Annotated in this window: 7 protein-coding genes; 4 read left to right on the forward strand and 3 right to left on the reverse strand. The window is 70.3% G+C overall.

Annotated elements, in window-relative coordinates; all coding sequences use genetic code 11:
- Together QM572_RS07115 and moeZ are read right to left on the reverse strand one after the other, a co-directional pair.
- On the reverse strand, positions 1-320 hold a 320-nt coding region (locus tag QM572_RS07115; protein ID WP_415091498.1), incomplete at its 3' end, for a hypothetical protein.
- 98 nt (positions 321-418) lie between these two features.
- Positions 419-1,633, reverse strand: coding sequence for an adenylyltransferase/sulfurtransferase MoeZ (gene moeZ / locus QM572_RS07120; RefSeq protein ID WP_415091500.1), 1,215 nt, complete (start codon positions 1,631-1,633; stop codon positions 419-421).
- A 192-nt stretch (positions 1,634-1,825) separates the two neighbouring features.
- Between moeZ and QM572_RS07125 the strand changes: the two genes are divergently transcribed.
- Genes QM572_RS07125 through QM572_RS07135 form a run of 3 tightly spaced genes read left to right on the forward strand, consistent with a single transcriptional unit; the run spans position 1,826 to position 3,006 of the window.
- On the forward strand, positions 1,826-2,404 hold the full coding sequence (locus tag QM572_RS07125) for a TetR/AcrR family transcriptional regulator (RefSeq protein WP_415091510.1): 579 nt from the start codon (positions 1,826-1,828) through the stop codon (positions 2,402-2,404).
- Between the two features lie 23 nt (positions 2,405-2,427).
- Positions 2,428-2,661, forward strand: coding sequence for a DUF3107 domain-containing protein (locus tag QM572_RS07130; RefSeq protein WP_415091502.1), 234 nt, complete (start codon positions 2,428-2,430; stop codon positions 2,659-2,661).
- A 21-nt stretch (positions 2,662-2,682) separates the two neighbouring features.
- Positions 2,683-3,006 (forward strand): hypothetical protein, encoded by a 324-nt coding sequence (locus QM572_RS07135; protein ID WP_415091504.1) that lies wholly within the window; start codon positions 2,683-2,685, stop codon positions 3,004-3,006.
- Positions 3,007-3,056: 50 nt separating this feature from the next.
- On the opposite strand, the gene QM572_RS07140 is transcribed toward QM572_RS07135, so the two are convergent.
- Positions 3,057-3,749: a ferritin-like fold-containing protein gene (locus QM572_RS07140; RefSeq protein WP_415091506.1), complete on the reverse strand. Its 693-nt coding sequence runs from the start codon at positions 3,747-3,749 to the stop codon at positions 3,057-3,059.
- Positions 3,750-3,866: 117 nt separating this feature from the next.
- Between QM572_RS07140 and QM572_RS07145 the strand changes: the two genes are divergently transcribed.
- Positions 3,867-5,268, forward strand: a 1,402-nt coding sequence (locus tag QM572_RS07145) for a DEAD/DEAH box helicase (RefSeq protein WP_415091508.1), incomplete at its 3' end; no start/stop codon positions are given.

Below are 5,268 nucleotides of genomic sequence, written 5' to 3' on the forward strand. Positions count from 1 at the left end.
GCGACGTCGGTCCCCTCCGAGGCGGCCGCGGCCGTCGAGACGGCGACCAGCCACCCCAGAAGGTCGTCGCCGCCGAGGTCGCCGAAGAGCGGCACGCCGCGGACGGCGTCACCGCCCCAGTCGACCGGCCCGGCGCCGAGTCGCTCGACGCGCACCCGGCCCGTCGGGTCGACCAGGTCGTGCTCCTCGAGCACGACCCGGTCGTCCAGCGACAGCCGCGCCGCCCGGACCTGGCCGTCCGGGGTGGTGACCATGCTGCCGGGCGACAGCAGCGCGTCCAGCGATCGCACCGCCTCCGGCAGATGACCCGTGTCCCTCACGAAGCGGGACGGTAGACCTCTCCGGGGGCGGCGCGGATCCTCCGAACGGTCGAGATCAGTAGGACGGCTAGGCCTGAAGCCGTGCTGCTGAGCGAAGCTCAGTAGGACGGCTGGCCTGGGTCGATCTGGTTGACCCAGGCCACCACGCCACCGCCCACGTGGACGGCGTCGGCGTACCCCGCGCCCTTGGCGATCGCGAGCACCTCGGCCGAGCGGACGCCCGACTTGCAGTGGAAGACGAGCTGCTTCTGGCCGTTGCCGGTCAGCTCGCCGAGCGGCTCCAGCGCGGCGCCCGTGAGGAACTCGCCCTTGGGGATGAGGACCGAGCCCGGGATCTTGTTGATCTCGTACTCGTTGGGCTCGCGGACGTCGACGAGCACGAAGTCGCGCGAGCCCTCCTCCTTCTCCTTGATCCAGTGCTCGAGCGTGCCGACCGAGATCGTCGAGCCGGCCGCGGCCTCGGCGGCGTCCTCGGAGACGGCGCCGCAGAAGACGTCGTAGTCCACCAGCCCGGTGACCGTCGGGTGCTCGCCGCACAGGGCGCAGTTGGGGTCCTTGCGGATCCGGACCTTGCGCCACTCCAGCTCGAGCGCGTCGTAGACGACCAGCTTGCCGATCGCCGGGTCGCCGATGCCGGTGAGCAGCTTGATCGCCTCGTTGACCTGGATCGAGCCGATGCTCGCGCAGAGCACGCCCAGCACGCCGCCCTCGGCGCACGACGGCACCATCCCCGGCGGAGGCGGCTCGGGGTAGAGGCAGCGGTAGCACGGCGCGTCCTCGACGAGCGTCGGCGCGAAGACCGACGCCTGGCCGTCGAAGCGGTAGATCGAGCCCCAGACGTAGGGGATCTTCAGGAAGTACGCCGCGTCGTTGACCATGTAGCGGGTCGCGAAGTTGTCGGTGCCGTCGACGATGAGGTCGTAGCCCTCGAAGATCCCGAAGACGTTGTCGTTGTCGAGCCGCTCGTCGTGGATCACCACGTCGACGTACGGGTTGACCTCGGCGATCGCCGCGGCGGCCGACGTCGCCTTCGGCTGCCCGATCGTCGACTGCTTGTGGATGATCTGGCGCTGCAGGTTGGACTCGTCGACCTCGTCGAACTCGACGATGCCCAGCGTGCCGACACCGGCCGCCGCGAGGTAGAGCAGCGCGGGCGACCCGAGGCCGCCGGCGCCGATGACGAGCACCTTGGCGTTCTTCAGGCGCTTCTGGCCGGCCATGCCGACGTCGGGGATGATCAGGTGGCGGCTGTAGCGCCGCACCTCGTCGATGGTGAGCTCGGCAGCGGGCTCGACGAGCGGCGGCACGGACACGGCGCTCTCCTTCACAGTCGTAGCAGAAGTCGGGGATTCCGGGTCGGGTCAACACCGGGTCGAGCACCATTGTTCCCCGCCGCCGAAGCCGCTCCGACACGGCGTCCCGCGATCCGGACCCTGGTTACTCAGCGGTAGCCTTGTCGTGTGAGCACCGACTACCACCTCGACGCCCGACCTCGCGGGGGCCGGATGCCGCGGCGCGAGCGCCGCGCGCAGCTCCTCGCGTCGGCACTCGAGGTGTTCGTCGCGCAGGGCTACCACGCGGCCGCGATGGACGACATCGCCGACCGCGCGGGTGTCTCCAAGCCCGTGCTCTACCAGCACTTCCCGGGCAAGCTCGAGCTCTACCTCGCCCTGCTGGAGCAGTCCTGCGACCACGTGATCGAGCAGGTCCGCGACGCGCTCGCCTCGACCACCGACAACAAGCAGCGCGTGGCCGCGACGATCGATGCCTTCTTCGCGTACGTCGCCAGCGAGTCCGGCGCGTTCCGGCTGGTCTTCGAGTCCGACCTCACCAGCGAGCCCGCCGTCCGCGACCAGGTCGACCGGGTCACCAACGAGTGCGCCGAGGCCATCGCCGACGTGATCGCCGACGACACCGGCCTGCCCCGCGCGGCCTCGCTGCTGCTCGCGGTGTCGCTCGTCGGAATGGCACAGCAGTCCTCGCGGTTCTGGCTGGAGGCCGACGGGGGCATCCCCCGCGACCAGGCGGCCGGCCTCGTCGCCGGCCTCGCCTGGCGGGGCATCCGCGGCTACCCGAAGTCCTGATGATCAACGAGAAGGAGTGACCCGTGGAGGTCAAGATCGGCGTGCAGTACGCCGCGCGTGAGCTGGTCGTGGAGACCAACGAGTCCGTCGAGGCGATCGAGTCGGCGATCTCGTCCGCGCTCGGCCAGGCCGGCGAGGAGGGGTCCCTGCTCGCGCTCACCGACGCGAAGGGCAAGAGGCTCTTCGTCCCCGCCGCCAAGATCACCTACGTCGAGATCGGCACCACGAGCCCGAACGCGGTCGGTTTCCGGAGCTGAAACCGGGGTACGTTCCCGGGTATGGCGACTCTCTGGTTCATCATCACCACTCTGATCGGTGGTCTGGTCATCGGCCTGCTCGGCAAGGCCGCGGCGCCCGGCGGGCGCGACGACATCAAGTTCCTGCCGCTGTGGATCGTCGGCATCGTCGGGATGCTGCTCGGCAGCTTCCTGTACTGGGGCGTGGCGGGCAGCAACAACGGCCCGTTCGACGGTCACGAGGCGACGTGGGACAACGCCACGAACGGCATCGACTGGATCCGTCACCTGTGGCAGATCGTCACCACGGCCATCCTCGTGGTGGCCGCGACGGCGCTCCTGCCGCGACTGACGAAGAAGGGCTGAGCCCGGCTCGCTGACGTCTCGGCGGTCTCCCGGCGTCTCTCGGTCTCGGGTCAGTGCTCGAGGCCGAGGGACGCCATCCGCTCGATGTGACGGGTGGTTATCCGGGTGAAGATCTCGCCGAGCCCGGCGAGGTCGAGCCCGCCGAAGGTCGCGGTGCCGGCCAGGATCTCGCCCATCGCCTCCCGCGACGCCGCGACGTGCTGCGTCTGCGTCAGGGCCTCCCCCATCAGGCGGCGTCCCCACAGCGCGAGCCGGCCGCCCAGTCGCGGGTCCTCCGCGATGCCCTCCCGCAGGCGCTCGATCGCGAAGTCGGTCTCGCCCTCGTCGGTCAGCGTGGAGACGATCAGCGCCCGCGTCTCCTCGTCGAGATACCCGCTGATCTCACGGTAGAAGTCCGAGACGATCCCGTCGCCGACGTACGCCTTGACGAGGGCCTCCCACCAGTCGTGGGGGGCGGTGAAGGCGTGGAAGGAGTCGATCGCCTCGATGAAGGGCTCCATCGCGGCGAAGGGGTTGTCGGTGAGCTCGGCCAACCGGGCGCGGATCGGCTCCACCTTGGCGTACTGCCGCGTCGCCATGCCGAGCAGCGCGACCTTGTCGGAGAGCCGGGGGGCCATCGCGGCGTCGTCGGTGAGCCGCTCGAGGGCCGCGATCTCGCCGTACCCGATCGCGCCGAGGAGGTCGACGATCGCCCCTCTGTAGACCGGATCGGTGAAGGGGCCCTGCTCCGTCGATGCAACCACGGCCCCACCCTAGGCGATAGACTCCGCCTCGTATGTCCGGCGGCATGCTCCATCTGGGAGGCCGCTACGAAACCCTCGTGTCATCTGACGTGACCCCCGAAAGTGGCCAAAGAGAATATGCCTACCTTCCGTGACCTGGGCGTGCTGCCCGAGATCTGCGACGCCCTCGAGTCCAAGGGGATCGTCGAGCCCTTCGCCATCCAGGAGATGACCCTCTCCGTAGCGCTGGCCGGCACCGACCTCATCGGCCAGGCCCGCACCGGCACCGGCAAGACCCTCGCCTTCGGCATCCCGGCCGTGCAGCGCATCGGCGCGCAGGCCTCCGGCAAGCCGCAGGCGCTGATCGTGGCCCCGACCCGCGAGCTCGCGCTCCAGGTCTTCGGCGACATCGAGCTGATCTCCTCCAACCTCGGCCTGCGCGTCCTCTCGATCTACGGCGGCGTCGGCTTCGAGCCGCAGATCGACGCGCTCGAGACCGGCGTGGACGTCGTCGTCGGCACCCCCGGTCGCATCATCGACATGGTCAACCGCAAGCACCTCGACCTCTCGCAGGTGAAGACGCTCGTCCTCGACGAGGCCGACGAGATGCTCGATCTCGGCTTCCTGCCCGACGTGGAGAAGATCCTGCGCTTCACCCCGGTCTCGCGGCAGACGATGCTCTTCAGCGCCACCATGCCGGCCGCGATCATCTCCCTGGCCCGGACCTACCTGAACTCCCCGATGAACATCCGCGCGGAGTCCTCCTACGAGCAGGCCACCGTGCCCGCCACCACGCAGTACGTCTACCAGGCGCACGACCTCGACAAGCCGGAGATGATCGGCCGCCTGCTGCAGGGCAACCCCGCCGGCGGCGTCGACAAGGTCGTCGTCTTCGCCCGCACCAAGCGCCAGGCGCAGCGGGTCGCCGACGACCTCACCGAGCGCGGCTTCGACGCCGCTCCGCTGCACGGCGACATGGCGCAGGTGGCGCGCGAGAAGGCGATGCAGAGGTTCCGCGACGGCAAGGTCCGCATCCTCGTCGCCACCGACGTCGCCGCCCGCGGCATCGACGTCACCGGCGTCAGCCACGTGATCAACTACACGACGCCGGACGAGGAGAAGACCTACGTCCACCGGATCGGCCGCACCGGCCGCGCCGGCGCCTCCGGCGTCGCGGTCACGCTCGTCGACTGGGCCGACATCCACAAGTGGAAGATGATCAACAAGGCGCTCAACCTGTCGTTCGACGACCCGGTGGAGACCTACTCCTCCTCGCCGCACTTCCTCGAGGACCACGGCATCGTCAAGGGCACCAAGGGCCGGATCAAGGCCCCCGCGCCGGTCGAGCGCAGCCCGCGCCCCTCCGCCCGCGAGGCGGGCTCCGGCGACCGCGCCCCCCGCCAGCGCACCGACCGCACCCGCACCCGCTCCCGTGGCGGCGAGTCCGTCCGTACGACGGAGGCCGCCCCGCCGGCCGCCGGCTCTGCCGCCACCCCGGCCGGCACGTCCGCCGCCGGCGACAAGCCGGCCGGCGCCTCCC

Source organism: Nocardioides sp., assembly GCF_047607365.1.
In the GTDB taxonomy this organism is placed as follows: domain Bacteria; phylum Actinomycetota; class Actinomycetes; order Propionibacteriales; family Nocardioidaceae; genus Nocardioides.